This window comes from Natranaerobius thermophilus JW/NM-WN-LF, assembly GCF_000020005.1.
GTDB classification, from domain to species: domain Bacteria; phylum Bacillota; class Natranaerobiia; order Natranaerobiales; family Natranaerobiaceae; genus Natranaerobius; species Natranaerobius thermophilus.
The window spans coordinates 952,560-978,085 of the sequence record NC_010718.1 but is presented as its reverse complement, the minus strand read 5'-3'; the positions used below and the strand labels follow the sequence as shown (position 1 = coordinate 978,085).

Annotated in this window: 20 protein-coding genes; 7 read left to right on the top strand and 13 right to left on the bottom strand. The window is 36.5% G+C overall.

From position 1 onward, the window contains the following. The first annotated feature begins 24 nt into the window (after positions 1–24). Entirely contained in the window at positions 25–1,566 is a 1,542-nt protein-coding gene (locus tag NTHER_RS04725) for a Na+/H+ antiporter NhaC family protein (protein ID WP_012447384.1), read from the top strand. Between the two features lie 125 nt (positions 1,567–1,691). On the opposite strand, the gene NTHER_RS04720 is transcribed toward NTHER_RS04725, so the two are convergent. Next, complete coding sequence (locus NTHER_RS04720) at positions 1,692–2,912, bottom strand: DUF6612 family protein (protein WP_012447383.1); 1,221 nt, start codon at positions 2,910–2,912, stop codon at positions 1,692–1,694. A gap of 163 nt (positions 2,913–3,075) precedes the next feature. Between NTHER_RS04720 and NTHER_RS04715 the strand changes: the two genes are divergently transcribed. Further along, entirely contained in the window at positions 3,076–3,660 is a 585-nt protein-coding gene (locus NTHER_RS04715) for a hypothetical protein (protein WP_012447382.1), read from the top strand. Positions 3,661–3,873: 213 nt separating this feature from the next. On the opposite strand, the gene NTHER_RS04710 is transcribed toward NTHER_RS04715, so the two are convergent. The 6 genes from NTHER_RS04710 to NTHER_RS04680 all read right to left on the bottom strand — a co-directional run bounded on the left by NTHER_RS04710 (position 3,874) and on the right by NTHER_RS04680 (position 10,653). Next, the gene (locus NTHER_RS04710) at positions 3,874–4,344 is read right to left on the bottom strand and encodes a mediator of RNA polymerase II transcription subunit 21 (protein ID WP_012447381.1); all 471 of its coding nucleotides are present in this window, start codon (positions 4,342–4,344) and stop codon (positions 3,874–3,876) included. 82 nt (positions 4,345–4,426) lie between these two features. After that, on the bottom strand, positions 4,427–5,911 hold the full coding sequence (locus tag NTHER_RS04705; RefSeq protein ID WP_012447380.1) for a sensor histidine kinase: 1,485 nt from the start codon (positions 5,909–5,911) through the stop codon (positions 4,427–4,429). Between the two features lie 12 nt (positions 5,912–5,923). Then, positions 5,924–6,628 (bottom strand): response regulator transcription factor, encoded by a 705-nt coding sequence (locus NTHER_RS04700; protein WP_012447379.1) that lies wholly within the window; start codon positions 6,626–6,628, stop codon positions 5,924–5,926. 200 nt (positions 6,629–6,828) lie between these two features. Next, positions 6,829–7,617 carry a tryptophan-rich sensory protein gene (locus tag NTHER_RS04695; RefSeq protein WP_012447378.1) on the bottom strand — a complete coding sequence of 263 codons (789 nt, stop codon included), beginning with the start codon at positions 7,615–7,617 and terminating at the stop codon, positions 6,829–6,831. 866 nt (positions 7,618–8,483) lie between these two features. After that, complete coding sequence (locus tag NTHER_RS04685) at positions 8,484–9,209, bottom strand: 4Fe-4S binding protein (RefSeq protein WP_012447376.1); 726 nt, start codon at positions 9,207–9,209, stop codon at positions 8,484–8,486. 76 nt (positions 9,210–9,285) lie between these two features. Continuing rightward, positions 9,286–10,653 (bottom strand): NAD(P)/FAD-dependent oxidoreductase, encoded by a 1,368-nt coding sequence (locus tag NTHER_RS04680; protein ID WP_012447375.1) that lies wholly within the window; start codon positions 10,651–10,653, stop codon positions 9,286–9,288. A 193-nt stretch (positions 10,654–10,846) separates the two neighbouring features. Between NTHER_RS04680 and NTHER_RS04675 the strand changes: the two genes are divergently transcribed. Continuing rightward, entirely contained in the window at positions 10,847–11,065 is a 219-nt protein-coding gene (locus tag NTHER_RS04675) for a hypothetical protein (protein ID WP_041366911.1), read from the top strand. Between the two features lie 93 nt (positions 11,066–11,158). Next, positions 11,159–12,616, top strand: coding sequence for a cardiolipin synthase (cls, locus tag NTHER_RS04670; RefSeq protein WP_012447374.1), 1,458 nt, complete (start codon positions 11,159–11,161; stop codon positions 12,614–12,616). Here the strand turns inward: cls and thrB are convergent. From thrB to NTHER_RS04655, 3 genes are all read right to left on the bottom strand, one after another. Then, on the bottom strand, positions 12,608–13,543 hold the full coding sequence (gene thrB, locus NTHER_RS04665) for a homoserine kinase (protein WP_012447373.1): 936 nt from the start codon (positions 13,541–13,543) through the stop codon (positions 12,608–12,610). The two genes, cls and thrB, sit on opposite strands and share 9 nt — an antisense overlap. Positions 13,544–13,610: 67 nt before the next feature. Beyond that, positions 13,611–14,663 (bottom strand): threonine synthase, encoded by a 1,053-nt coding sequence (thrC, locus tag NTHER_RS04660; RefSeq protein ID WP_041367427.1) that lies wholly within the window; start codon positions 14,661–14,663, stop codon positions 13,611–13,613. Between the two features lie 20 nt (positions 14,664–14,683). Further along, on the bottom strand, positions 14,684–17,521 hold the full coding sequence (locus NTHER_RS04655) for a UPF0182 family membrane protein (protein WP_012447371.1): 2,838 nt from the start codon (positions 17,519–17,521) through the stop codon (positions 14,684–14,686). A 210-nt stretch (positions 17,522–17,731) separates the two neighbouring features. Between NTHER_RS04655 and NTHER_RS04650 the strand changes: the two genes are divergently transcribed. Next, on the top strand, positions 17,732–18,514 hold the full coding sequence (locus tag NTHER_RS04650) for an ABC transporter ATP-binding protein (protein WP_012447370.1): 783 nt from the start codon (positions 17,732–17,734) through the stop codon (positions 18,512–18,514). Positions 18,515–18,594: 80 nt separating this feature from the next. Continuing rightward, the gene (locus NTHER_RS04645; protein WP_012447369.1) at positions 18,595–19,356 is read left to right on the top strand and encodes an ABC transporter permease; all 762 of its coding nucleotides are present in this window, start codon (positions 18,595–18,597) and stop codon (positions 19,354–19,356) included. Here NTHER_RS04645 and NTHER_RS04640 read toward each other — a convergent pair. From NTHER_RS04640 to NTHER_RS04630, 3 genes are read right to left on the bottom strand one after another with little or no spacing between them, the layout of a single operon-like run. After that, on the bottom strand, positions 19,312–21,729 hold the full coding sequence (locus NTHER_RS04640) for a fused MFS/spermidine synthase (protein ID WP_012447368.1): 2,418 nt from the start codon (positions 21,727–21,729) through the stop codon (positions 19,312–19,314). The two genes, NTHER_RS04645 and NTHER_RS04640, sit on opposite strands and share 45 nt — an antisense overlap. A 2-nt stretch (positions 21,730–21,731) precedes the next feature. Further along, a complete protein-coding gene (amrS, locus tag NTHER_RS04635) occupies positions 21,732–22,913 on the bottom strand; it encodes an AmmeMemoRadiSam system radical SAM enzyme (protein WP_238526118.1) in 1,182 nt (393 codons plus the stop codon). 27 nt (positions 22,914–22,940) lie between these two features. Beyond that, the gene (locus NTHER_RS04630; RefSeq protein WP_012447366.1) at positions 22,941–23,789 is read right to left on the bottom strand and encodes a DegV family protein; all 849 of its coding nucleotides are present in this window, start codon (positions 23,787–23,789) and stop codon (positions 22,941–22,943) included. A 289-nt stretch (positions 23,790–24,078) separates the two neighbouring features. On the opposite strand from NTHER_RS04630, the gene cshA reads away from it, so the two are divergent. Continuing rightward, the gene (gene cshA / locus NTHER_RS04625) at positions 24,079–25,503 is read left to right on the top strand and encodes a degradosome RNA helicase CshA (protein ID WP_012447365.1); all 1,425 of its coding nucleotides are present in this window, start codon (positions 24,079–24,081) and stop codon (positions 25,501–25,503) included. The last annotated feature ends 23 nt before the right edge of the window (positions 25,504–25,526 follow it).

The window sequence follows — 25,526 nt, the reverse complement described above, 5'->3', positions numbered from 1 at the left end:
TGCTTTAAAAAGGAGGACATACACATGGAACATTTCGGAATTCTATCATTAGTACCGCCAGCCCTGGCTATAGGGCTAGCGGTACTAACAAAAAATATAATCCCTTCACTATTTATAGGTACTTTTGTCGGTATAATGATTTATGCCGGTGGTAACCCAATCACAGCCTTAGAAATGTTTATCAGAGACTATACTTTTGAAGTCATTGCAAGCTCTTATAATGCTCAGGCCATGGCAATGATGGTGATAATCGGTGGTTTTGTTGCCTTAATGACACATTCTGGAGGGGCTTTGGCATTTACTAAAAAAGTTACAAAAGTCATTAATAGTAAAAATAAAGCTCAGACTGGCTCATGGATTGCTGGTATTTTAGTTTGGTTCACTGATATGGGAAATGCCCTCTTGGTTGGGCCTATTTTTGCAACTCTAAATGATAAATTAAAAGTATCTCGAGAAAAGTTTGCTTATGTACTTGATTGCACCACTTCTCCCCTGGTTTCCCTAATACCCATAGTTGGTTGGGGAGTTTACAATATGGGACTAATTCAAGACCAATTAGATGCCCAGGGAATCACGGAAATGACAAGTTGGGAAGCTTTTATCGGTGCAATTCCGTATAACTTTTATGCAATCATGACATTAATTTTATGTGGTTATTTAGCCATGACAGGTAACGACTACGGACCCATGTTAAAAGCTGAAAGACGAGCAGAGGAAGAAGGTAAGGTTATCAGAGATGGTGCAGTACCTATGAGAAAAACCAAAGAAGTTAATCTACCCGAAGGTGTAGAACCTAAAGCCAGTACTATGATAGTACCTGTTCTGGTCTTGTTAGTTTCACTGTTTACTATTTTAGTTTCTCATGGGTTTCCAACCGAGCAAGTAGAAGGAATTAATATTAGAACAGCTATTGCCTTTGGTTTTATCCTCGGAAAGCTTGTTTTAATCGGAATGTTAAAATATTACAATATTATGAATTTTGACAAGAGTTTGAGTACTATTGTAGATGGTATGACAGGAATGATGTTTATGATCGTAGTATTGGTTTTAGCATGGAATATCGGAGCTGTCACTGAAGACTTAGGAACCGCAGACTTTCTTGTTGATTTAACAGAAGGTTTTCTAAGTCCCACTTTATTACCTGCTGTCACTTTTCTAACAGGGGCTTTGATGGCTTTAGCAACTGGAACATCTTGGGGGGTATTTGCAATAATGTTTCCCATTGCCTTACCCATGGCTTTTGCCCTTGGAGCTCCCCTACTGCCAACCATTGGTGCAGTAATAGGAGGAGGACTCTTTGGTGATCATTGTTCACCCATATCTGACACTACAATTTTAGCCTCAATGGGTTCAGCATGTGATCATATAGATCATTTTCAAACTCAAATGCCCTACGCATCTACTGTAGGTGTTATAGCCGTGATAATGTTTGTCCTTGCAGGCATCTTTGAAACTGCCCTGATATTAATTCCGGGAACACTCGCTGTGATAGTATTAGCTTTTGTGTTGCATAAAATGGCCCTCTATAAGCATCCAAAAAATGAATCCAGTAAATTAAATTATTAATTTTGGAGAGAAACAGTTCTGACACTTGTTCTAAAAAGATTAGACTACTACACACAAAATTAAAAGGAGCTGCACCGAAAGTAATGTATATACTTAAGTGCAGCTCCTCTTTTTAAGTTAAGTTATTACTCATTAAGCAAGACTTCAGTAAATTCTTCTAAAGTAATGGCATCAGCAATTTCTGGAAAGTCTAGTTCTACTCCGTAATCAAATAGTTCTAGAGTCATAAAAGATGATGTTTTTACTTTCCCGCTAAAGTCTTCTCCTTCAATTACTTCATTTATCTCAAAGGTGTAGTCCATTTCTGAGATTATTTGGTGAGTTTCATAAGTTTCTTTGTTTATTACCATATCCTGCACTATGGCCATTTCTATACTGTCCAATAAATTTAACATCTGCTCATTCATGATTTCTAATTCTTCCTTGGTTAAATCACCTTCATCAATTAAAGTTAACTGACTTTCGCCGAAAATATCCTTTATGAAACTTACAAGTGTATCTGTTTCTAGCTCAACCCTAATGACATAACAGTCTTCTCCATTAAAAGTTAATTCATCAATCAAATCATATTCAATTCCATATTGTTTGCCAAGTTCAATAGTTTCCCTAGGATCCATGTTAGTTAAATACTGTAACATTTCATCCATCCCCAAATCTTCAAAGGACATGACTATCCATTGATCCTCGGGATAATTTTGGTAAAATTTATCTTCTAAAATTAACATTTCAGTATTTGTTACAGTATCAAAACTAGAGCCCTCGTTATCCAGTTCAATCAACATTTCCTGTGGGATATCCATACTTTGTTTAATGTATAGTTTAAAAGGATCATATTGCAAATCAGCTTCAATGTTTATTGGAAATTCTAATACTGGAAAAACTGGCATATCCGGAAGCTCCATTTCAAAGGATGAAATGCCATTACCACTCATTTTGTATGTGTTTTTCTCCAAAATATATTCTTCTGCCAATATCACAATTTCATCACTATTTAACTCTATGTTTGACATACCTTCACTGTCAATTTCTGCCAATGTGATGTTTATAATCCTTTCTTGACCATTCCAGTCGACCTTAGCTCTTGCAGTCTCAAAAACTTCTCTTAACGAGATGAATTTTTCTTCAAAGTCGCCATTAAAAAGTTCGTTTACTGCTTCAGCTTCAATCTGTACCCTACCTTCTTCAATAAACATTTCTGCTTCAACTTGTTCACCATTAATTTTTAACATCAAGTCACTCTTTACAAATACATCTTCTTGTGCAATTACATTATGACCAGCAGTTCCAAAAAAAGCAAAAATGAACATCGTACTGATAACTAGTAGTTTGAAACATGATTTTTTCACTAATTTTTGTCTCCTCTCCCATATTTAGTTGTATTAAAATTACTTTACCTCTTTTTGCAAGTTTTGTCAATCTATTTTTTTAATTTTCACAACATGAGTTGCAAAATAACAAATTTTTCTATATCCTTGTTATAGAGTTCACTCTAAAATTGGAGGTATGGGTATGACTATAAATTATTTATCTCAAAAAATAGCTAAGTTAATCAGTGTATTCACTGTTGTCCCAATAATTGCCTTACTTGTCATTACCATCATATATTTAAATGACAGTAGCTTTTTTCACCACAATTTAAACTGGTACCTTATGTCAATATTTTTCCTTGTCATTGTACCTTTATCTGCTTATTGGTTAAAAAATTATATCCCTAAATACCGCCAACAAGGAAGAGAAGGTGAGCGAAAACTGGCTTTTATCACTGGTATAATCGGACAATTTTTTGGAACTGTTACAGTATTTATTCTAAACGGCCCCGTCGGTGTGAAATTACTATTTTTAACCTATATTCTAGCGGGTATCTTATTAACTATTTGTAATAGTATCATCAAGTTTAGGGCAAGTGGACATGCTTGTGGGGTTGCCGGTCCGTTAACTTTTTTAATTTTTATTTTAGGTAAAAATTATCTGGCCTCTTTTATTTTACTACCTCTAGTTTTTTGGTCTAGATTAAAGCTTAGAAGACACACTATGAGTGAATTAGTTTTAGGCGCTTTACTTGGTGTCATTGCTACTGTAACTGTGGTCTATTAATTGCTTAAGTACTTAAAAACCAAGGTAGCGTGGTTCTAGTTAAATTTTGTCTTCCATACCTATAATAAAAAAAGATTAGATCACCTGTTAACAGCATACAAAATTTTTTAGGGCCGCTCTTGACGGCCCTATTTTATGAGTAAAACTCTTAGTTCCTTAATACCAAACCAAAAACATAAATGATTATAGATTGTTTTGGGCAATATTAGCGAATTAGCGATTTCTACAAGAACCAGGTCCTCTACCATCGGAATATCCTGAACCTCTACCGTTTCTATAACCTGCTTCTCTATCCTCTTCAGAATCAAAATAATTTTTTAGATTCATATTAAAAGATCTTTCTCGTTGACCATCTACAGGACAATTACCTCCCTCGTATTCTTTTTCTTCTATAGCTTGGATCAATTCTTGACCTTCTTCTTCAGAAATGACTCCTTCTTCTACAAGCTCTTCAATCCTCTCGATCTGTTTTTGATCTTTATCAATTCTCCAATTTTCCCATTCTGTATACTCATTTTCATCAATAATAGGACATCTTTCTACTGAACTATTACTTTCATTTTGATTTGAAAGTTCTAGTTCATCCAAGCCTTCCCCAGCACTTACTACTTGTCCGGGAATCACTATGGCAGCACCTGCAATTAAGCTAACAACCATGAAAATACCTAGGATTTTTTTAAACATAGTTAATCGACCTCCTGTTTGTTTGTGTTTTATCCGTATTTGATCTTAACTATATCAGGAAGATTTGAAGATTTTGTGAAGATTAATAAGGGAATATTAATTTAAAAGTGCTTCCTTTGCCTAACTGGGAATCTACCACTACATAACCGCCCATAGCCTTAGTCCATTCTTTGACTAGTGACAAGCCTATTCCACTTCCACAAGAGCTATAATTAGGATCATTTTTCGGCAGGTCTTTTTTAGTCCTGGATTCCTCGACTTGATAAAAGCGTTCAAAAATATAAGGTAATTTATCTTGAGGAATCCCTTGACCATTATCGGAAACATACATCATAACTTGATTAGTATCATCTTTTATTTCTACGCCCATTTCAATCAACCCACCATTATCTGTGAATTTAAGCGCATTTTGTACCAGGTTATTTATAGCAGCATATAACAATTCTTGATCTCCTTTAATCCATATTTCCTCTTCAGGTAAGTTACAACTGAATTCAATATTATACTTTAAAACCTGTTTACTAATAGTGTGTTTTAGCTTATAAGCTAAATCCGTTAAATTCACCCAGTCTAGTTTAGGCTCGTACTCTTTGAAATCTACTAAAGCTAGCTGATGCAACTGTTTAGATAAAGTCTCTAAACGAGTAAGCTCTTCCATTGTACTATTCAAATTATCCTCGTCTACTTCCAAAACACCATCTTGGAAAGCTTCAAGATAGGCTTTTATAGAAGATACGGGATTTCGCAATTCATGAGAAATATCCTGGGTCAACTTTTTCTTGATAAAATCTGTATGCTCAAGATTCTCAGCCATGGCATTAAAACTCACTGATAATTCTTGTATTTCTTCAGGCCCTACCACATTTGCTCTTTGAGATAATTCACCCTTCTTTAACTGCTCAGCTGTACTTTTTAAACTGTTAACAGGTTTGGATATAGACAAAGACACTATTAAACTAATTAAAGCAGACAATAACAAAGCTATACCACTACCAGCTAGGATACTTCTGGTAACCTGCCTGGTGAAATCCAGTTCTTCTGGAGTAAAAAAACCATCTTTTCTGTCTAAAGACAGGATAGTAACTCTACCCTTTTCACCGTCGTTTATAGTTAAAGGGTATGTGTTTTCTTCTATCTCCCTATCAGTGTAAAACTCTGTTACCGACTTTTCTCCGTGTTCTTGATCTCGGCCAGGGCCTCTACCTTGATGCATCCCCCTATCCATCATAGGACCATGTCTTCGTTGATCTTCACCAGTATCCAAAATTACATCCCTATTAGAATCTTCCAAGATAATTCTCTTGTTATGAGTCCTAGCCAAATGGTTTATAGACATCTGTAAAGAACTAGCAAAATTATCTTCCTGAGCTAAAATATCAGAAATTGATTCAGTTATTTGCTCATGTTCTGCAATCTCACTAGATCTCACCAGTTCTGTAAATTCTGCCTCTACAGTTCTATTAACAAACACACCGGTCAATATTAGCAATCCAGCACTAAGAAACCACAGTGCCAAGAACAATCGTAAAAATAAGCTATTTTTCCTAAATAATTTTTGTAAAGACATTTAGGCACTCCTTTAAAATTTACCAAATTGATAACCGGCACCAAACACAGTTTTTATAAAAATAGGTTTTTTAGGATTTTGTTCAATTTTTCTTCGCAAATTCTTGATATGGGTATCTATCGTACGGGAGTCCCCTTCCCATAAATAACCGTATATTCTATCAGCCAAGTTTTCGCGAGAAAACACTTTTTTAGGATATAGTGCCAGGGTTGATAAAATATCAAATTCCGTTTGAGTTAAAGAAATCTCTGTTCCTCGCAAATAAATTTTTTTAGCCAAAGTATCAATGGTGATTTCACCTGCTGTAATAATTTCTTGTTGTATTCTGCCAGGCTCTTTTCCTACTCTTCGCAAAATTGTCTTTAACCTGGCTATTATTTCCCTTGGGCTGGCAGGCTTTACTACATAATCATCTGCACCTATTCCCAAACCTGTAATTTTCTCATCTTCACTGCCCTTGGCAGTTAACATGAGAATTGGAGTCTCTTGCTCTTTTCTGATTTTTCTGGCTATTTCTTCTCCTGACATGTTGGGAAGCATTAAATCTAAAACCACAATGTCAGGATTTTGTTTTTTAAAAAGTTCTAATCCTGCTAAACCATCGTGAGAGGCATAGACCTGGTATCCTTCTTTCTCCAAATAGGCTTTCAAAACTTTCACAAGTCCCTGTTCATCTTCTATGATTAACACAGTGTAACAATTGGTGTTCTCACTCATTTTTTAATCCTCCAATCAAGACTTCATAAAACCTAATGTCAGTTATAATTTTCTCTTTGATTTATTTTAATTTCATTAACTAACTCAAATTTATAATTGTAAATATTTTATCACTGACACTCTTTTTTCACAATATAAATAAATTCATAAAAAAAGCGGGCAGCAATAGTGCTAACCCGCCTAATCTCTCTTTTTTATTTTTATGTATTATTTGTATCAGTAGCCATACGGTTGCGAGCTGCAATCCATCCTAATAGGAATAAAATAACAGCCGAGGCCAACCATGCAAACATTGTTAGTACTGCTATTTCAGTTCCATGACGAACTCCAATTCCTATAAAAGCCCAAGTAAATACTAATGGGAAAACTATATCCCCCAAACGATAAAAAACATATAAAGACAGTACGGCACCGATAATGATCATAAGTATTGTAAAGACCATAGCTCCAAAACCTTCTGTTCCTAATATGCCCCAATCATTCAACAAAATATTTAAGTTTGCCAGGGTTGCCACAGAAATCCAAGCCAAATATATACTAAATGGTAATCTGACAAACAACCAATCAAAAAAGGTTTCGCTTGATTTTCTGCCAATAATTTTTTTATAAATTCCTATCAGAGTAATCAATAACAGTATCATTAGAACCATAGATAAACCGATTTGTAAATAATGCCAAGCAAATAACCATAAAATGTTTAATAAAGCTGTAACTGCAAACAAAATACCTACCGCAGAAACTTTTGGTGTCTCCCTGTAGCTAGGCAGTGCTTGATAGATAATAAACCCAATTAACAATAGATAGATTATTCCCCATATAGAAAATACATATCCCGCTGGAGTAATTAATACAGGATAAATTTCTGTAATATCTTCCTGGGTTAAATTATTGAATGGAATATAATTTGATAAAAAATTGACTATCAATACAAGGGCCAGAGCAACTAAATTTATATAAGATCGTATCCGTGAATTTAAAATTTTCTCCACCTCCTTTTTATATTAATAGTAATTAATAATCATATCTATTTATTATTTTATACATTTTTTGACTTATTCCTCCAAATTTCTAAAATTTATTGATAAAAATTTATATTATAGCCATAATAAAAAAAAGGCAACCCTTTCGGGAAGCCTTTGTTACTCCAAAGGTGAGTGTGGCAGCAGTCCGGGCTAATGCTGCGGCTTCAGGTCCGGCGGGTTTTCCCGAAAAAGCAACCGAGTGTCGCCATCTCGGCGGTTTCCCTTTAATGCCTTTCCCAGTAAGATTGGCGCCGGATCGCCACTTAGCCTGCACTTCAAGTCCCGGACTGCTTCCCATAAGAGAACAGCCTAGGGATTTTCTCCAATGGCACTTTCCAACTCCTAGCCTCTTTTGCAGCAACGGTTTCAGGGATAAACCCATTCCCCGCCACCACTCAAGGCAGGCTACACTGCACACAGAGTCTGCCGCATGCAGGTTTACACCCTGAGCCGTAGTGTTGAATTTTCTTGCCTAAATGGACGAAAAACCACGTACCCAGGTCTCCACGGTAGCCAGGATACACCCGCATGCCTTTGCGGATTCCCCTGACTACCTTGCCCCCAGCATCGACCCTCGGCTGGGCGCCGAAAGCCAACACAAGAGGATTCATCGATGTGCCCTTTAGCGGATTTTTAGGCCCGCCTTCGGAGCTGGAGTTACCAACTAGGATACTGCGCCACACTCATGACGTAGTCCGGTAAAATTTCAAAAACCGGTTAGTTCCTTTGTTATTCTTCTACTATATATATACCAGTCATTAGCAAATTAGTCAAGTCTTTTTTTATATTTATAATAATTATCATTACTTTTCAGTTACCCGCTATTTAAGGCATTACGATGCATTCATTTGCAAAATTTTAGCCGGACAATTGTTAACACAAGTATAACATCTAATACATCTTTCATCTTCAAATTGATGATTTTCTGAAAAGTTTTTATGCGGTTCTAACTGCATAGGACATACCCTGGAACATTTACCACAGGAATGACATAAATCAGGATGTTCAATGGTCACTTTTTCATCAAATTTTTTGGTTAGACCTAATTTTTTACCTAATTTATAAAAAATTGATTCCATAGTCCCCATAGGACAAAACTGACACCAGGTTCTGGCATTGATCACTACACCAAGTAGACCTCCAACAAGTAGCACCATTAAATAAGTGTTTGCAAACATAAAGCCTAATCTGTGAGTCAAAGGTTCTGTACCCATTTGTTGAATTATAATCACAAATCGAATCGACAAATTAATAATAAATAAAAGAAAAACAGCAGCGATAACAAGCTTGGATTTTAAAAAGTTTGGTATTCTAACATTTCTGCTGATTGGTAAAATTAACTGGTCAAAAAAACTACCATGAGGGCAAAAGTTTCCACACCAATATTTTCCTTTAAAGAGACTCATAACAATTAAAGCAATCATTATGAATGGAACTAGTAACCCAAGTTGTGGTAAAAATTGACCTCCAACTCCGATCAAAAGTGTCACAAACCACGCATATTTTCTGATCAAAGAAAATGACCTATTTGTTTTAATAAAATAAGATGCAGTTGACATAATAATTTCCTCCCTCTATCAGTGAGTTTTTACCAACAATACCTCCCTTGTAAAGCTCAATGATTATTTCATACTTTTAATTTTCATTTCCTGTCAGATTTCTAATAGCCTCTATAGATAGTTTTAAAAGTGGATATCCACTTGGACCTGTAGTTAGCAGGGGGTGAGTAGCATACTGAACTGATGCCAAATCATAGGCAGTTAACTCATGTTGAATCGCTAAACCAACAGTGTTAATAAATTCTCCAATACTTTTGCTTCCTTGTACTTGCCCCCCTAAAAGTTTCCCGTTAAAACTGTTAAAAATCAATTTGACATAGTTGGTTGTAACATCAGAAAATTTAGTTGGATGTCTATCGGGAAAATTGCCATCTATACTTACTACTGGACACCCCTTCTTTTTAGCTTCAAACTCAGTTATCCCTGCTGCTGCAAAACTTGTATCTCCTATTTTGGTATTAAAGAGGTTGATGACTCCTTTGTTGTTAGGAAAACGTCTATTAAAAATATTGAAACCTGCTACTTTTCCTTCAGAAGCAGCTGTTGATGCCAATCTAACTCCTGACTCACCACCACTATTAAAATCTCGTTTTGAAATACAATCGCCGCAAGCTAAGATATTAGGATCTGAACTATAATAATAGTCATCAACAATAATTCCTTTATCAGCACTATTAACAGCTATGCCTGAAGCTTCAGCCAATTCGGAATTTGGCGTAACACCTATTGCACATATTACCATATCTGTAGCCAGTTCATATTCACCTGATTTATCTTGGCCTGACATTACAATTTTATTGGATTTTATTTCTGTGACAAATTTATTTGTGTGTACAGTAACTCCCTGTTCACCCAATATCTTCTCCACTCGATCAGAAATTTTAGAATCAAAGGCCTTAGGAAGTAGTCTGTGTTCTGTCTCTATCAAATGAATATCCTTACCACTTCCGCTCAGTTCATCAGCTATCTCAACTCCAATAAAGCCCCCACCAATAATTACAACCCTTCCAGAACTAGCAGCTTTTTCCTGTAACTCACTAATTTGTCTGGCATTTTTTTCAACGAAAAAAACATTTTCTTTATTCATACCTTTAATAGGAGGTTTAATTGGATTAGCTCCTGTAGCCAAAATTAACCTATCATATGAATACGAACTACCACTTTTCAGCCTTAACATTTTATTTTCCCTGTCTATATTCACAACTTCATCATTAATGATTCGGGCGTCTAAGGTGTCCCAGTTTTTATCGTCACCTATTATGTCACTCGGCTGTAGTCTTTTAAAAGTGTAAGGTATTGCACAAGGAACAATTTGATGATCATCTCTTCTAATAACAGTGATATCTAAATTTTTGTATAAATTTAAACTTTGAATAGCACTTCGCGCTGCTACACCAGACCCTACAATGATTACTCTGAATTTTTGTTGTTCTTCAGGGTTCAAAATAATTCCCCCTAATTATAAAATTTTATATTTTGTATACCCCTCGGGGGTATGCGGTATCTAAAATATAACATAGACATAATTAATTGTCAAAACTACCTTTTTAAAACTACAAATATATGCTATTGTAATAAAAGAGCTCGGTATTGTTTATTAATAATTGTGCAACAACTTAATGTTGGGGGAAAAAATTGTGGGAAAACTAACTCGAAGGTTCTTTTCTAGTCCTAAAACAAAAAAAGCTATCTCTTGGTGGATAGCTTACCGAGGAGCTAAGATATTAACTCTCTACATTGTATTTAGAGAACATCCAATTATTTGGATACCCACAGTTATTACAACCACTTTATTATTATATATTAACATGAGAACCAGAAATAACAATCAAAAAGATAATAGTTTTAGTCCTTAACTCCACTTTATATCAATGCTTTACTCTTTGAAAAAAATAAATAATTAAAATTTTATGACAATGAATTTCATAATAAAGAAAGGTTGATTATATATGTTGCTGGAATTGGTGGTTCTCATTGAATTAGTTTTAATTATCTCAGTTATATTTATTGAACGTAAACAACCCAGTGAGGCATTCTCCTGGGTTTTAATAATTTTATTCCTACCTGGATTAGGTTATATCCTATACTTAATATTTGGAGAAACCTGGAGTAAAAAAAGGGCTAAAAGATTGAAAGAAAGCGTTGTTAGAGATAATTACAAAAATGAATTATCAAGATACTATCAATATTTAGCTCAACACAATTATACGAAAAACGATTACTTTAACCCGTATGTTAAAGATTTAATAGACTTTCATAGAAATTATAGTTACAGTTTATACACCTCAGACAATGATATCGAAGTTTTTACATGGGGGGAAGACAAATTTTCACGCCTTTTTCAAGATATAGACCAGGCTCAGGACAGTATTCATGTGATGTATTTTAAGATATATAGAGATAGCACCGGAAAGCAATTAGTTGACCACCTTACTCAAAAGGCCAAAGAAGGAATAAAAGTAAGGGTAATTTACGATGCCATCGGAAGTATGACACCAAAGTCTTTTTTCCATCCTTTAATTGAAGCCGGTGGACAAGTTCAGTGTTATGAAGAATCCATTTTTAAAAACCTCTTAAGATTAAACTTCCGTAATCACCGAAAAATGGCCATTATTGACGGTAAAATAGGTTATATGGGTGGAATGAATGTAGGCGACACCTACTTGAGCCAGCATAAAATAAAAACACCCTGGCGTGATACCCACATGCGTATCACTGGTTCCAGCGTGTTAGTATTGCAGTTTTATTTTTTTCAAGACTGGGCTCGATTAAGCTCTGACATAACCAAAGATTTACCCAGGGAAAAAATAGCTAGATATTTCCCTTCAAACTCCAGCTCTACCAGCACCACAAACACCAATGGATCTGGTATGCAACTGGTAATCAACAGCGCTGATACTGATAGTGAAAGAATTAAGATGGGCATTATCAAAATGATTAATTCTGCCACGGAAAATATCCAAATTCAAAGCCCTTATTTCGTACCTGACAGGAGCATGATACAAGCTTTAAAAATTGCCATTTATTCTGGTGTAAAAGTTCAAATCATGATACCTGAAATTCCAAGCTCCTTTTTTCTTAAACCAGTTTCCCTGTCATTTGCTGGTGAGTTGTTAGAAGCTGGTGCTGAAGTTTATTTATATCAGGGATATATACACGCAAAAACTGTCCAGATAGATGGAGAAGTCTGTACAATAGGTTCCACCAATATAGATATCAGGAGCTTTAGGCTTAGTGATGAAATCAACGCTTTTATTTATGATAAAGATTTCTCCGAAAAACACAGGCAAATATTCTTACAAGATATTTACAACTCCTCTCCTCTTTATTGGGAAGAGTTTAAAAATAGAGGTGCCATAAGAAAAATAATTGAAGACATCTTAAGACTATTTTCACCTTTAATGTAATATAGACTTGGCTCCAGAGTTATCGGGTTTTAATTTGAAAAAATTGCTCTCGATTCCGTGAGCACTAAATTTCTCTTTTCCGAGCTCACGGACAATTTTTTCTTCTTCAATCTCACTTAAAACACATGCTATAGAAGGACCTGCTCCACTAATAGCAGCAGGAATACCCGCCCCTCGTACTTCTTGCAACAATCTATCCAAGCCGGGTATTAATTTTGCCCGGTAGGGCTCATGAAGTTCGTCATCCATACTATGCCATAACAATTCATAATCTCGCTGTTGAAAGGCTAAGATCAACATATTAGCTCGACTCAAATTAAACAAACCATCTTGAAACGCAATTCTTTCTGGTAAAGCTTCTCGGGCTTTTTGAGTTGATAGTTCTTGACCAGGTACAATTATGATGAAATTCCAATCTTCTACTACATCAACTGTTCTGAACATTAATTCGTTTTCCCGAGTTATTAGACTACAGGTTAATCCTCCATACATAGCTGGTGCTATATTATCAAGGTGGCCCTCAAGTTCTAACACATGTTTCAACAACTCGTCCCTGGTTAATTCACCATTAAACATCTCATTAGCAGCTACTGCTCCACCCACTATGGCTGCCGCACTGCTACCAAGTCCTCTAGCCAGTGGTATATTATTTTCCAAGGTTATTTCTAAATCAGGTATTAGGACATCTGAACCATAAATTTCGCGATAAACTCCAGCAATAGCTTGATATACAAGATTATCTTTGTCTCTAGATATGAAATCCGCTCCCTCGCCCTTGACTTCTATTATTACGCCAGAACCAGGTTCTAACTGTCTTAGGCTGACATAATTATAAATATTTAGAGCAATTCCCATAGAATCAAAACCCGCTCCTAAATTAGCCGAAGTTCCCGGTACTTGAACTTTTACTAAATTTTTTTCTTCCACTTTAACACCACCCTATTTCAAAATCGTTATATTACTAACTAATGAATATATCGCAATAAATAATAATTTATGAATAAACCGCGTCTAAAACCTGATCCTCTAAGGGCGGAATCACCTGAGGTTGATATTCCATGGAATTAATGGCACAGTCAGGGTCTTTTAAACCATGACCCGTATTGACACACACTATTTTATCTTCAGGTTTAAACCAACCCTGTTGACCCAACTTCATTATGCCTGCCACTGAAGCTGCAGAAGCTGGTTCCACAAAAACCCCTTCGTATTTAGCTAAAGTCTGATATGCATGGATAATTTCTTGGTCAGATACTGAGCCGACTTCCCCTTTTGATTGTTCTACAGCAGTTAACGCCCCTTGCCAGCTGGCGGGATTGCCAATTCTGATAGCAGTAGCAAGGGTCTCCGGTTTCTGTACCGGTTCTCCTGATAATATAGGTGCAGCCCCTTGAGCTTGAAAACCGAGCATTCGGGGTAAATTTTCAATCATGTTGTAGTCTCTATATTCTTGAAATCCTTTCCAGTAGGCTGTAATATTACCGGCATTCCCAACAGGTATAGCTAAGTAGTTAGGAGCACTTTGTAATTGATCACAAACTTCAAAAGCTGCTGTCTTTTGTCCTTCTAGTCTATACGGATTCAAAGAGTTTACCAAGCTAATTGGATGTTTACTGGTGATATCACGTACTATAGTCAGAGCTTCATCAAAATTCCCTTCGATTTCTATAATTTTAGCACCATGCATTAATGCCTGGGATAATTTCCCCATGGCAATATTGCCATGGGGAACTAGAACTGCACATGTCAAACCATTTTTCGCAGCGTATGCCGCAGCTGAAGCAGAAGTATTACCTGTTGAAGCACACATTATAGTATCTGATCCATCTTCAATGGCCTTGGTAACGGCCATTACCATGCCTCTATCTTTAAATGATCCCGTGGGATTCAAACCTTCAAATTTCAGATAAACTTCAGCTCCAACTCTATTGGAAATTTCCCCAGCATAATATAGGGGGGTATTTCCTTCTTGCAAAGAGCATTGAGGAAAATCTTCATCCACGGGTAAAAACTCACGATAATAATTCACTATTCCTTTCCACATAATATTCACCTCATAATAGTGGTTTATTGATCATCACTGTCTTCATCTTCTATGGTTGTATCTAGTCTCTCCTCTAGTTCTTTTAAAATTTCACTTAGTTCAGTTTGTAATTCTCCGTACTCTCCCCAATTTCCTTCACTAATAGCTGCTTCAGCTTCTCTTTCAAGCCTAAGCGCTTCATCTACAAGTTCACCTATAGTTTCAAATTCTTGTTCAACCAGTTCTTCCACTTCTTCTACTTCTCGTTCGGGTAACTCTTCTTCCATAACTTCGGTGTCTACATCTTCCGCTGTGGTACCCAGGGCATCTAAAGCTTCTTCCAAGCTGTCTTCCATAACAAGCAAGTCTCCCCAGGCAGCTATTACCCTTCTCATTTCCGGGTAACTACTATCCTCGGCCTGTAAATAAAGGGGTTCAATATATAGAACACCGTCCTCTAGTGGTATTACCAGTAAGTTACCCCTGATAACCCGTGAGCCTTGGCCATCCCAGAGTGACAGCTGTTCTGAAATGTCAGGATGTTGGTCTATCCTGGCATCAATTTGCCTGGGTCCGTAAACATGGCGTCCAGAAGGAAAGCGATAAAGTACTAATTCACCATATTTATCTCCATCATTTCGAGCACCAAGCCAAGAAATCATGTTATTTCTCTGTACTGGTGTGAAAGGTTGCATCAAAACAAATTCAGGTTCGTCTGTATCAGGTAAATTTAAGGTGGCATAATAAGGTTCCATTTCAATACTTGTTTCTCCGTAACTTTCTGTGGGTATATCCCAACCATCTTCCCGATTATAAAATACCACTGGATTTGTCATGTGATAGTTTTTCAACATATTAGCCTGGATAGTAAAGAAATTATGAGGATACCTAAACTGGGCCCTCAATTCATCTGACAATTCCTGAGGGTCAGAGAACAGATCTGGAAAAGCATTGGAGATAGCCTGGGTCAAGGGCTCATCATCTTCTACTAAGTAAAATGAAGTTTCACCTGTGTAAGCATCTATAACTACTTTTACCGGATTTTTAATATAATTGTCATCTCCCTGGAAAGGTCTACTATACGGAAAATTATCGCTAGTAACATAAGCATCCATAATCCAGTATAATTCACCATTAGCTGCTGCTATATAAGGGTCATTATCATATTCTAAAAAGGGTGCCAGTCTTTCCACTCTGTCGTGGATATTTCGATTTATCAATATTTGACTATCTGAAGAATACTCCTGGGAAAACAATAGGAAACTGCTGCGTTCACGAATAGCAAACAGAATTCTATTAAGTAAACTCATATCAATACCAGTTTCTCCTTGATAGGTCAAGTCCACTTCTTCTTGCCCAGGGTAGTGAAACTCTTCTACATCAGTGTTTACTAATACGAAATCGTTAGTCAGTTCACCAAAGTATAATTCTGGTCTTTCTATCCCCAATCCTAAATCATCCTCAATCGGCATATCTTTCAAATAGTATTCAGGCATACCGCCATCGGTAAATTGTCCTACTGGGCTCATCACCAAGCCATACCCATGGGTATATTTTAAATGGCGATTAACCGGTGTTTGAGCTTCAGATGGTATTCTGTCTACATCCATTTCCCGAGGTGATACCATCACCTGATGATATTCATCATCTATCCGATACCTGGCTAGATTTACATCATTAAAATGATAATATCTTCTGTACTCTTGTGCTTCCCTGTATACATCCTGTACTGGACGATAGTCCAATAATCGCATGTTATTATAAGTTACTTCATCAAGTTCAGGTGGCGGAAGTTCTGATTCGATTTCCTCGAGTTCTTCTTCTATATCTTCTCCTTCTTCTACTGCGTCATCTTCCAACTCGCCTTCCACATCCACATCCCAGGTTTCTTCCTGAATATCTGCTAGTCCATAAGCCGTACGCGTCATTTCCAGGTGATTTTCTATAAAAGGCCTTTCTCTAGTCAATTCATTAGGAGATACTATAGTCGATTGCACTATCTGTCCGGCAACCCCTCCCAATATAGAGACAAGGAAAAAGGCTCCTAAAGAGAAGAATACCAGTTTATACTTGGCTAATTTTAGATTCGCTAAGCTAATAACAAATCCTAAAGTTCCAATCACACCAAGGCCTGTGTATACCAGTCGCGTAACATGGATATCCGTATATCCAGCACCAAAGACAGCTCCCCGGGCAGAAAACAACAACTCATACCTTCCCAGTATGGCATTAAGTGCTAAAACTAATAAGAAAATCCCTAACAATATATTGATATGTCTTAACGCCAAACGACCAGCGGGAAAACCACCATCATCTTTGATAGTATTCCATGATAGAAAGCCCCTTGCAAGGTAAATTACGACAACAGCAATTAAAGTGAATAAAACTAAACTTATAAGTGCTGTTACAATCTGTTGATACATAGGCAATCTAAATAAGTAAAAAGCTAAATCTAAATTATAAACAGGTTCAAGTTCCCCTGTGGCTTCACCGTGTATAAAATAAACGATTCTCAGCCACAAACCTTGAAATAAACCTGCCCAGATCAGTCCTAAAAAGGCAGATATTCCAATTTTAGCCCATTTTCCGAATGATTGAAATTTGTCAATTAGTTCTGCGTACTTGCTTTCATACAGCTTCACCTGTTCTTTGGGGGTCAATAAATAGTTAGATAATGTATTCAAATTAAAATAAACAAATACAGTTCCAACAATAAAGGCAGCTATGGAAATCACCACTTGAATTACAAAAGGCATCACAAATAAATCCAAATAACCCAAGCTGGAGAACCATTGCCATTCTGTAATGAAATTAGCTATAGACCCCATTGAAAATAATAAAAAAATCACAACAAACATTAAAATAATAAACTTATTCCTCAAGCTCAACCCTCCTAATAAATTCCCTCTTCCCATTTTAAACTCATTCAGTAATATATTATATCAAATCACATCGGTAATTGACATTAGAAAATTCCGGCCTAAAGTAACTTTTTACAAATTTTGGCAGTAATTTGTTATAATATATACAAATTGATAAAATAGTTTTTAGCCATATAATCATGGTTTGAAAAATCAAAGGAGGCTGTATGCATGAGCCAGAAACAGCTTGACCAAGAAGCAAACAGCGAAAACAACAAAATAATACAAGTTAATCAACTGGTAAAACAATATGAAGGAGGAGTTACAGCCGTAGACAATATTTCTTTTCAGGTGGATGAAGGCGAGATTTTTGCTTTTTTAGGACCTAATGGTGCAGGCAAAAGTACTGCTATTAAAATATTAACTACCGTCTCACGACCAACTTCAGGTGAAATACTGGTCAATGGATATAACACCGCTAAAGAAGAGCATCGGGTTAGAGATGCCATGGGAGTAGTGTTCCAAGATCACACCCTAGATAAAGAACTAACAGCTTATGAAAATTTATATTATCACACAGTGTTATACGGGGTCCCAAAAAATGAACGAAAAGACCGTATTCAAACCATGTTAGATAATGTGGGTTTATGGGAAAGAAGAAACAGTTTAGTAAAGACATTTTCCGGTGGTATGAAAAGACGAGTAGAAATAGTCCGGGCTTTACTCCATTACCCCAAAATACTGATATTAGATGAACCCACTTCAGGTTTAGACGCTCAAACCAGGTTTTTCCTGTGGAATCACATTGACGAGATAAATCGGGACTATAATATTACAGTTTTCCTAACTACCCACAACTTAGAAGAAGCAGAGAAAGTGGCTGAAAATATTGCCATAATTGATCAAGGTCAAATCCTAGCCATGGGCAGTTCAAAAGAAATCAAGGCTCAAACGGAAACAGAATCATTAGAACGAGCCTTTTTAGAAATCACTGGTTATGATTTAAGATATTAATTATAAATTAAAAATTAAATTAAAATAGTAATGAAGATATTATGGAACGATTGATTAGATAGGGATTGAGGAGGTATTGTATGAGAAATATTATGGAAGTTATCTACATAATGATGATCAGACAAATTAAATTATTTTATAGATCCAAACCTAGAATGATAAGCTCCATTGCCCAACCCACTCTATTTTTAATTGCTCTAGGATTAGGTTTTGGCCCGGTATTCGAACAGGCTGGCGATATTGATTATATCCAATATCTAACTCCAGGAATCATTGGAATGACATTATTGTTTGGTTCAATGATGAATGGCATGTCTATCATTTGGGATAAAGAATTCGGATTCTTAAAAGAAACCCTGGTTGCTCCAGTACCCAGGCCGAGTTTGCTTATAGGTCGTTGTCTTGGCGGCGCCATTACCAGCATGTTGCAGGGACTTATAGTATTTGGACTCAGCTATCTAATAATGGGATTTAGACTTAATAGCATTGTGGCCTTACCTTTATTCCTAGTTGTGATGTTATTGATAGCGTTATCATTTACTTTATTAGGAACAGTAATTGCCACCAAAGTCGATGATATGCAGGCCTTTCCAACTGTCATGAACTTTTTAATTTTTCCTATGTTTTTTCTTTCAGGGGCGATTTTCCCTATTGAAAATTTACCGAATTATGTGGCTACCATTACTAATCTCAATCCAATGACCTATGGAGTAAATTTACTTAGGAATACTATAAATTTAGATTACACAACTGCTAATTTTTTAGATACCATGGTAATATTAGCTTTAATAATACTATTAATAATGATTGGAAGTCCCATATTTAACAGGATAGAAACATAATAAAAGCAAGCTGCCAACCTTCATAAAACCCAAAACTATTAGAGTATTTACCAAACCGATAACCGGGAATAACACCATGGATATCACAAGTCCAGAAATCCAACCCCCCAGTAAATCAGCAGCATATAAAGCTGAAGCTGTACTGACGAATTTTGAGTTTTCCGTTTTTATTGATTTAGCGAAATTCCCCGTTGATTTACATTTTGGGTCCCAATCATCCTCCAAAATGCTTACAGCAAGGGGGAACTGAACCCCTATGGGAAAAGCTGATACAACAGCTAAAATACCAAAAATTCCTATAAAAATAAAATCAGGTAAAACTCTCGACCAAGATCCCATTGCATAAATTAAACTTCCTAGGCCAAAAATCAATAAAATTAAAACCAGTTCACATAACTTAAATGTTCGGATTTGAATTTCTTTGGTCTGTGTAGATACCAGTTTACTAACAGACCAATTACCACCTAAAAACATTCCCAGCATGAATGAAGCCAGAAGAAAACCCGTCATTTTATAGATTGAACCATAAAAAGTCTGAAATGAAAACATGATAAATAAATCAAAGGCCATAGCTATAATCCCGCTTATAAAAATGGCAATCAGTAAGGGGATACTAAGATCAGAGGAGTATCTCGAAACTAGAGCGATCCGAGGAACGATGTAAACAACACTGAATATAAGGGCTATCAGGGCTATATAATAAATCGGTTCAAAGCTCTCTAACTTATCAAGGAATTGAACCATAGTAGGCGAAAACATGGTCCCCCAATGCTGAAGTGTATAAAAGAAACCTTTTGGATTGAAATCAAAGTTTGGTTGAACTTCCATGGTCTTTATATCCTTTGTTATCTTCTCCTTAACTCCAGGATCAAGACGATATTCCAAATAACTTTCCGTCATCATTTCAGTAGTAATATCCCGTTCTTCAAGTCTTTGATATAGAACTTGAGGGGTTAAGTTAATTTCATCATTAGAGGCAAGATAAATATTATCATCCCCGGGAATCAACTTAATGTCGGAAAAAACACGGCTAACACTGTTAAAAAGGGAAGCATTTAATTGCTTCATTTCACGGCTCATATATTCCCGTGAGCCAGGGGCAGTAAACGCTAGGAGACCACCTTCGGCCAAGGTTTGCTCCACCAATTCATAAAATTCAACGGTGAATAAGCGATTGGTTTGTAAAGTTTCAGGAGTAATGAACCCCATGACTATTAGATCATAGTTGTTTTCGGTTTGTCTCAGATACTGGCGGCCGTCAGTAATTTCTAGCTCTACCCTGGGATCTTCCAATTCTTCTTTTACCGGTGAAACTTGATATTTCCCGGCAACTCCAGGTAAATTGGGATCTAGTTCCACATATTTTAATCCTGAAACTTCATGTTCAAGAAGTTGAGCAATACTGCCTCCCATACCTCCTCCCACCATTAACACTTCTTCAGGTGAAGAGTGAGAAGCTGCAGACACATGAATAAAGTCTTTAATTCTGGCCATATCAGGGACAGGGGCTGTGAAAACCGGACGTCCATCATAATAGAATGTATATTCTCCATCACTTTCCAGGGTAGTTATATTACCATATGGTGTGTTCTCATAATGGACTATATTTGCTCCCCACCACTGCTGCTCTAAGGAAGACTCGTGCAAGGTATCGGCTACATCAAAACCCCAAGGGGAAACTATCACAACAGCTAAGATTATCAATACAAGATAGATCCCTTCCGTTTTCCTCGGTACTTTCCCTCTTTTTGATAAAAAAGTAGTCCCCATTATTACTGCCATTAAATGAACTACTGTGATGGCTATCCCCAAGGTAAAAGAGTGGTATTTGTCAACCAATATTATTGTAAAAAACAGACCGCCAATTAAAGTTCCTAGATTTTCTAAAATATACACATCACCGGCAGATTGTCTTGAAAGATTTACATTAGCCGAATCTCTCACATCTTTTAACATAGCTGTCCCCAAGGGATACAATGCCCCGTGAATTAAGGCGGGAAAAACAAGTATTAAGATAGAAGACAAGAAGTGCTCCCAAATATTTATGGATTCACCAGGCAATACATCAAATAAAATTACTACAGCAGTCCGTGAGAAATATAAAGCTGCTGGTAAGACCAGGGCATATAGGGCCAGGAATAAAAAGTACCAAAGCTTTGAGCTTTGAGAAGTGCTAATTTTACCTCCAAAGAAACTGCCGATAGCTTCCATAATCACCCAATTGGCAATAACAATCCCAATAACTAATTCATTACCGTAAAAAGTTACTAACAGCTCCCTTAAAAGAAGGAGCTGTCCCATCATTCCGGTAATACCAATTAATATTGTAAACAGCTTAATCAAAGCCTCTGATCGTCTTACAGTTAAACTCATGATTAGATGCTCCAAACACCAGGGATATCTAATCCACAGTTTTCGCATTTTCCATCTTCTAAATTTATTTCATGTACGGAAAAGTGATCTCTTTTAATGAGAGATTGGTGACATTCAGGGCAATAAGTGGAATTATACTGGTGACCGGGAACATTGCCAATGGTTACAAAACGCAAACCACAGTCTATTGCTATTTCTCTGGCTTTTTCCAGACGTTCTACAGGAGTAGGTGAGGTATCAGTCATTTTATAGCTAGGTGTAAATCTGGTAAAGTGTAAAGGTATATCTTCACCTAACTCTTCTTTTATCCAGGTGCACATATCTTTTACTACTTCAGGATCATCATTTAAATCTGTCACCATTAGGTTAACTATTTCCAACCAAACCCCTGCATCAACAATAGTTTTAAGAGTGTCTAAAACTGGTGATAACTCAGCCTGTGAAATATCCTGATAAAAATTGTCTTCAAATCCTTTTAAGTCAATAGTCGTTGAATCCACATATTTTAACAACTTTTTCAGGGGTTCTGTACTCATAGAACCATTGGAATGGAACATAACTCCTATTTCATGTTCCTGGGCCAACTTAGCTGTATCGTACATGTATTCATAAAGAGAAGTAGGCTCATTATAAGTGAATGAGATTGCAGCTACATTTTGCTCCAGTGCTTGTTCTACTAAATCTTCAGGGAGTAGTTTTTCATAACGCAAATCATCAATACTCTGTTGAGACAATTGATAATTGTGACAGTATTTACATCGATAGTTACAGCCTGCAGTCCCTACACAAAAAATATAGCTGCCTGGCATAAAATGATGTTGTGGTTCCTTTTCTACTGGATCAATTTGAACAGCAGAAGGTCTGCCATAGACAATGTTGTAGAGTTTACCTTCTTTATTTTCCCTATTCCGGCAAAATCCTCTTTCCGAAGGTTTAATTACACATTCTCTAAAGCAGACCTGACATTTTACACGATTTTCATTTAATGATTTATAAAACATGGCCTCTTTTAAGTCTTTTATGTCATTAGTTATATCAAGACCAGTATCTGTTCCATCTCCTTTTAGAGGGTCTGTATCTTCAGACCAAGGGAACATGTCACACCCTTGTAATAACAAAGCAGACAAAGTAGAACTTAACCCTAATATTTTTCCAGTCTTAGAAAGGAATTTTCTCCTTTCCATGTGCAATAACACCACCTCATTGCACTTTTATTCCGGACTAAACATGACAGCTGCCCCAGAAGTTCCAGGTCCAGTATGTACTCCAATAACAGGGCCGATTGTAGTATAAATATCCGCCTCTATTCCGAATTTTTCATCGAGCACTTCCTTTAAAAAATCAGCACCCTCTTTACCCTGTCCATGAGCAATAGCTAGTTTCCAGGGTACCCGATTTTCTGCAAAAGTTTCTAAATTGTTAACAATTTTATTCAAGGCGGTTCGCCTACTTCTAGCCTTACCGTAGGGGACAAATTTTCCGTCTTCAACTCTCACAATTGGTTTGATATTTAAGAATGACCCCAACATAGATGAAACTTTACCAATACGCCCACCTTTATGTAGATATTCTAAAGTGTCAAGAGTAAACAAGGTTTCAACATTGTTTCTTAAAGATCCTAAAAATTCCATCACTTTTTCTGTTTCCCAGCCTTCTTGAATTTTTTTAGCTGCTTCTATAACCTGTAAACCTATCCCGGCACTAATCCCTTTGGAATCAAATACATGTACCCTGTTCTGGAACAATTTGCCTGCCTGCTCGGCGGCATTAATGGTACCACTTAATCCGGCCGATAAATGAACTGAGATTATTTCTTCATATTTTCCCAATAAATTTTTATAGAGATTTTCAAAATCTTGAGGTGTAGGCTGAGAAGATTGCGGAATAGTATCACTATTTTCTAGCAACTCATAAAAATTTTCTGAATCAATATCTACACCATCCCGATAAACTGTATCACCGTGAACTACTGATAACGGTATCACATGGATGTTATGTTTCTCACGCAAATTTTCAGGAATATCCGCTGTACTGTCTGTCACAATACCAATTTTTTGCAAAATTTTACCTCCTCTTCTATAGATAATAGCATAATAGCCATATTAATTTACACTACTTATTGTCTATATTATACATCATGAATTACGAGGTCTGCAAAAAAATAACAAAAAAATTAGTAAATCTAACCATTCTAACTGTAAGATCAATCCTATCATTTGTAATCAAAATGTGGTATAATATGTTTTAATATTGCAGAGCTTTACCTGAGTTTGGCTTTGCCAAATGTAAGTAAAGCTCTATTTTTTTGCGCACAATAAGAGAAAAGACAACGAAAGGATGTATTTTTTTATGACTACTTTTAATGATTTAGGACTTAACGACGGTGTTATAAAGGCCATATCAGAAATGGGCTTTGAAGAAACCACACCAATCCAAAGACAGGCTATTCCACAAGTAATGAATGGTCAAGATATTATTGGCCAGGCTCAAACTGGGACGGGGAAAACAGCCGCCTTTGGGATTCCATATATTGAAAGGATTCAAGACCCTAATAATAAAGAAATCAAAGGGCTTGTAGTAACTCCCACTAGAGAGTTGGCTATACAGGTGGCAGAAGAGATTAATAGATTAGGTCAGTATAATGGAATCACCGCTTTACCTATTTATGGAGGCCAAAGTATAGGGCACCAAATCAAGGCTCTCAAAAAACGGCCTCAAATAATAGTCGGAACACCAGGTCGTTTAATCGATCACCTAAATCGAAAGACAATCAAATTAAACAATGTGAATATGGTTACATTAGACGAAGCCGATGAAATGTTGAATATGGGTTTTATTGAAGATATCAAAACTATATTACAAAAAACCCCAAGTCACAAGCAGACTCTTATGTTTTCAGCCACCATGCCGGGACCGATCAAAAGTTTAGCCGAACAATTTATGAATGACCCCGAAATAATTAGAACAAAAACAAAAGAAATTACCGTGCCAAGTATTGAACAACAGTATGTCGAGGTTAAAGAAGGAGATAAATTCGATGTTTTTTGTCGCTTAGTAGACAGTCAGTCTCCTGAAAAAGCTATTGTATTCGGAAGAACTAAACGAAGAGTTGATGAACTTTATCAGGCCTTGAAAAAACGAGGTTATTTTGCTGAGGGGATTCATGGCGATATGCCCCAAACAAAACGAGACCATGTTATCAAAAATTTCCGTACTGGAGCTACAGAACTCCTTGTAGCAACAGACGTAGCTTCTAGAGGGTTAGATGTTACTGGAATCAGTCATATTTATAACTTTGATATTCCTCAAGATGCTGACAGTTACGTCCATCGTATTGGCAGAACTGGCCGAGCAGGACAAAGCGGTGCAGCTGTCACTTTAGTAACACCTAGAGAAAAAGGACATTTAAATCTAATTGAACAAAGTATTAAGAGGCAAATCCCTCGCAGACCAAAACCCTCGGTAGACGAAGCTCTAGAAGGTAAACAAAAAATAGCCGTAGAAAAACTATTAAGCGAAGCAAAAGATAAGAATGCTAGACAATACCATAAATTAGCAGAAGAATTATTAGAAGAAAATGACTCAATTGAACTAGTAGCTGGTGCTTTAAAAAGTTTAACAGTAGAAAGTGAAGGACCAAATATCAAACTTACCGAAGAGGCTCCGATCGTTAGAGGAAAATCCAAATCAAAAAAGGGTTCTGGTAAGTCAGGTTCAGGTAAGCGCCAGGGACACAAGAGAAGCCATAAAAATTATCGTAAAAAAGGAAGATAAAATTATATAAAAAGGAACAGGGA

Excerpts from the sequence above, each read along its gene's own strand:
- NTHER_RS04710 (WP_012447381.1), bottom strand. The coding sequence starts at position 4,344 with ATGTTTAAAAAAATCCTAGGTATTTTCATGGTTGTTAGCTTAATTGCA.
- NTHER_RS04705 (WP_012447380.1), bottom strand. The coding sequence starts at position 5,911 with ATGTCTTTACAAAAATTATTTAGGAAAAATAGCTTATTTTTACGATTG.
- NTHER_RS04685 (WP_012447376.1), bottom strand. The coding sequence starts at position 9,209 with ATGTCAACTGCATCTTATTTTATTAAAACAAATAGGTCATTTTCTTTG.
- cshA (WP_012447365.1), top strand. The coding sequence starts at position 24,079 with ATGACTACTTTTAATGATTTAGGACTTAACGACGGTGTTATAAAGGCC.
- NTHER_RS04725 (WP_012447384.1), top strand. The coding sequence starts at position 25 with ATGGAACATTTCGGAATTCTATCATTAGTACCGCCAGCCCTGGCTATA.
- NTHER_RS04650 (WP_012447370.1), top strand. The coding sequence starts at position 17,732 with ATGAGCCAGAAACAGCTTGACCAAGAAGCAAACAGCGAAAACAACAAA.
- NTHER_RS04700 (WP_012447379.1), bottom strand. The coding sequence starts at position 6,628 with ATGAGTGAGAACACCAATTGTTACACTGTGTTAATCATAGAAGATGAA.
- NTHER_RS04640 (WP_012447368.1), bottom strand. The coding sequence starts at position 21,729 with ATGAGTTTAACTGTAAGACGATCAGAGGCTTTGATTAAGCTGTTTACA.
- NTHER_RS04645 (WP_012447369.1), top strand. The coding sequence starts at position 18,595 with ATGAGAAATATTATGGAAGTTATCTACATAATGATGATCAGACAAATT.
- NTHER_RS04715 (WP_012447382.1), top strand. The coding sequence starts at position 3,076 with ATGACTATAAATTATTTATCTCAAAAAATAGCTAAGTTAATCAGTGTA.
- cls (WP_012447374.1), top strand. The coding sequence starts at position 11,159 with ATGTTGCTGGAATTGGTGGTTCTCATTGAATTAGTTTTAATTATCTCA.
- amrS (WP_238526118.1), bottom strand. The coding sequence starts at position 22,913 with ATGGAAAGGAGAAAATTCCTTTCTAAGACTGGAAAAATATTAGGGTTA.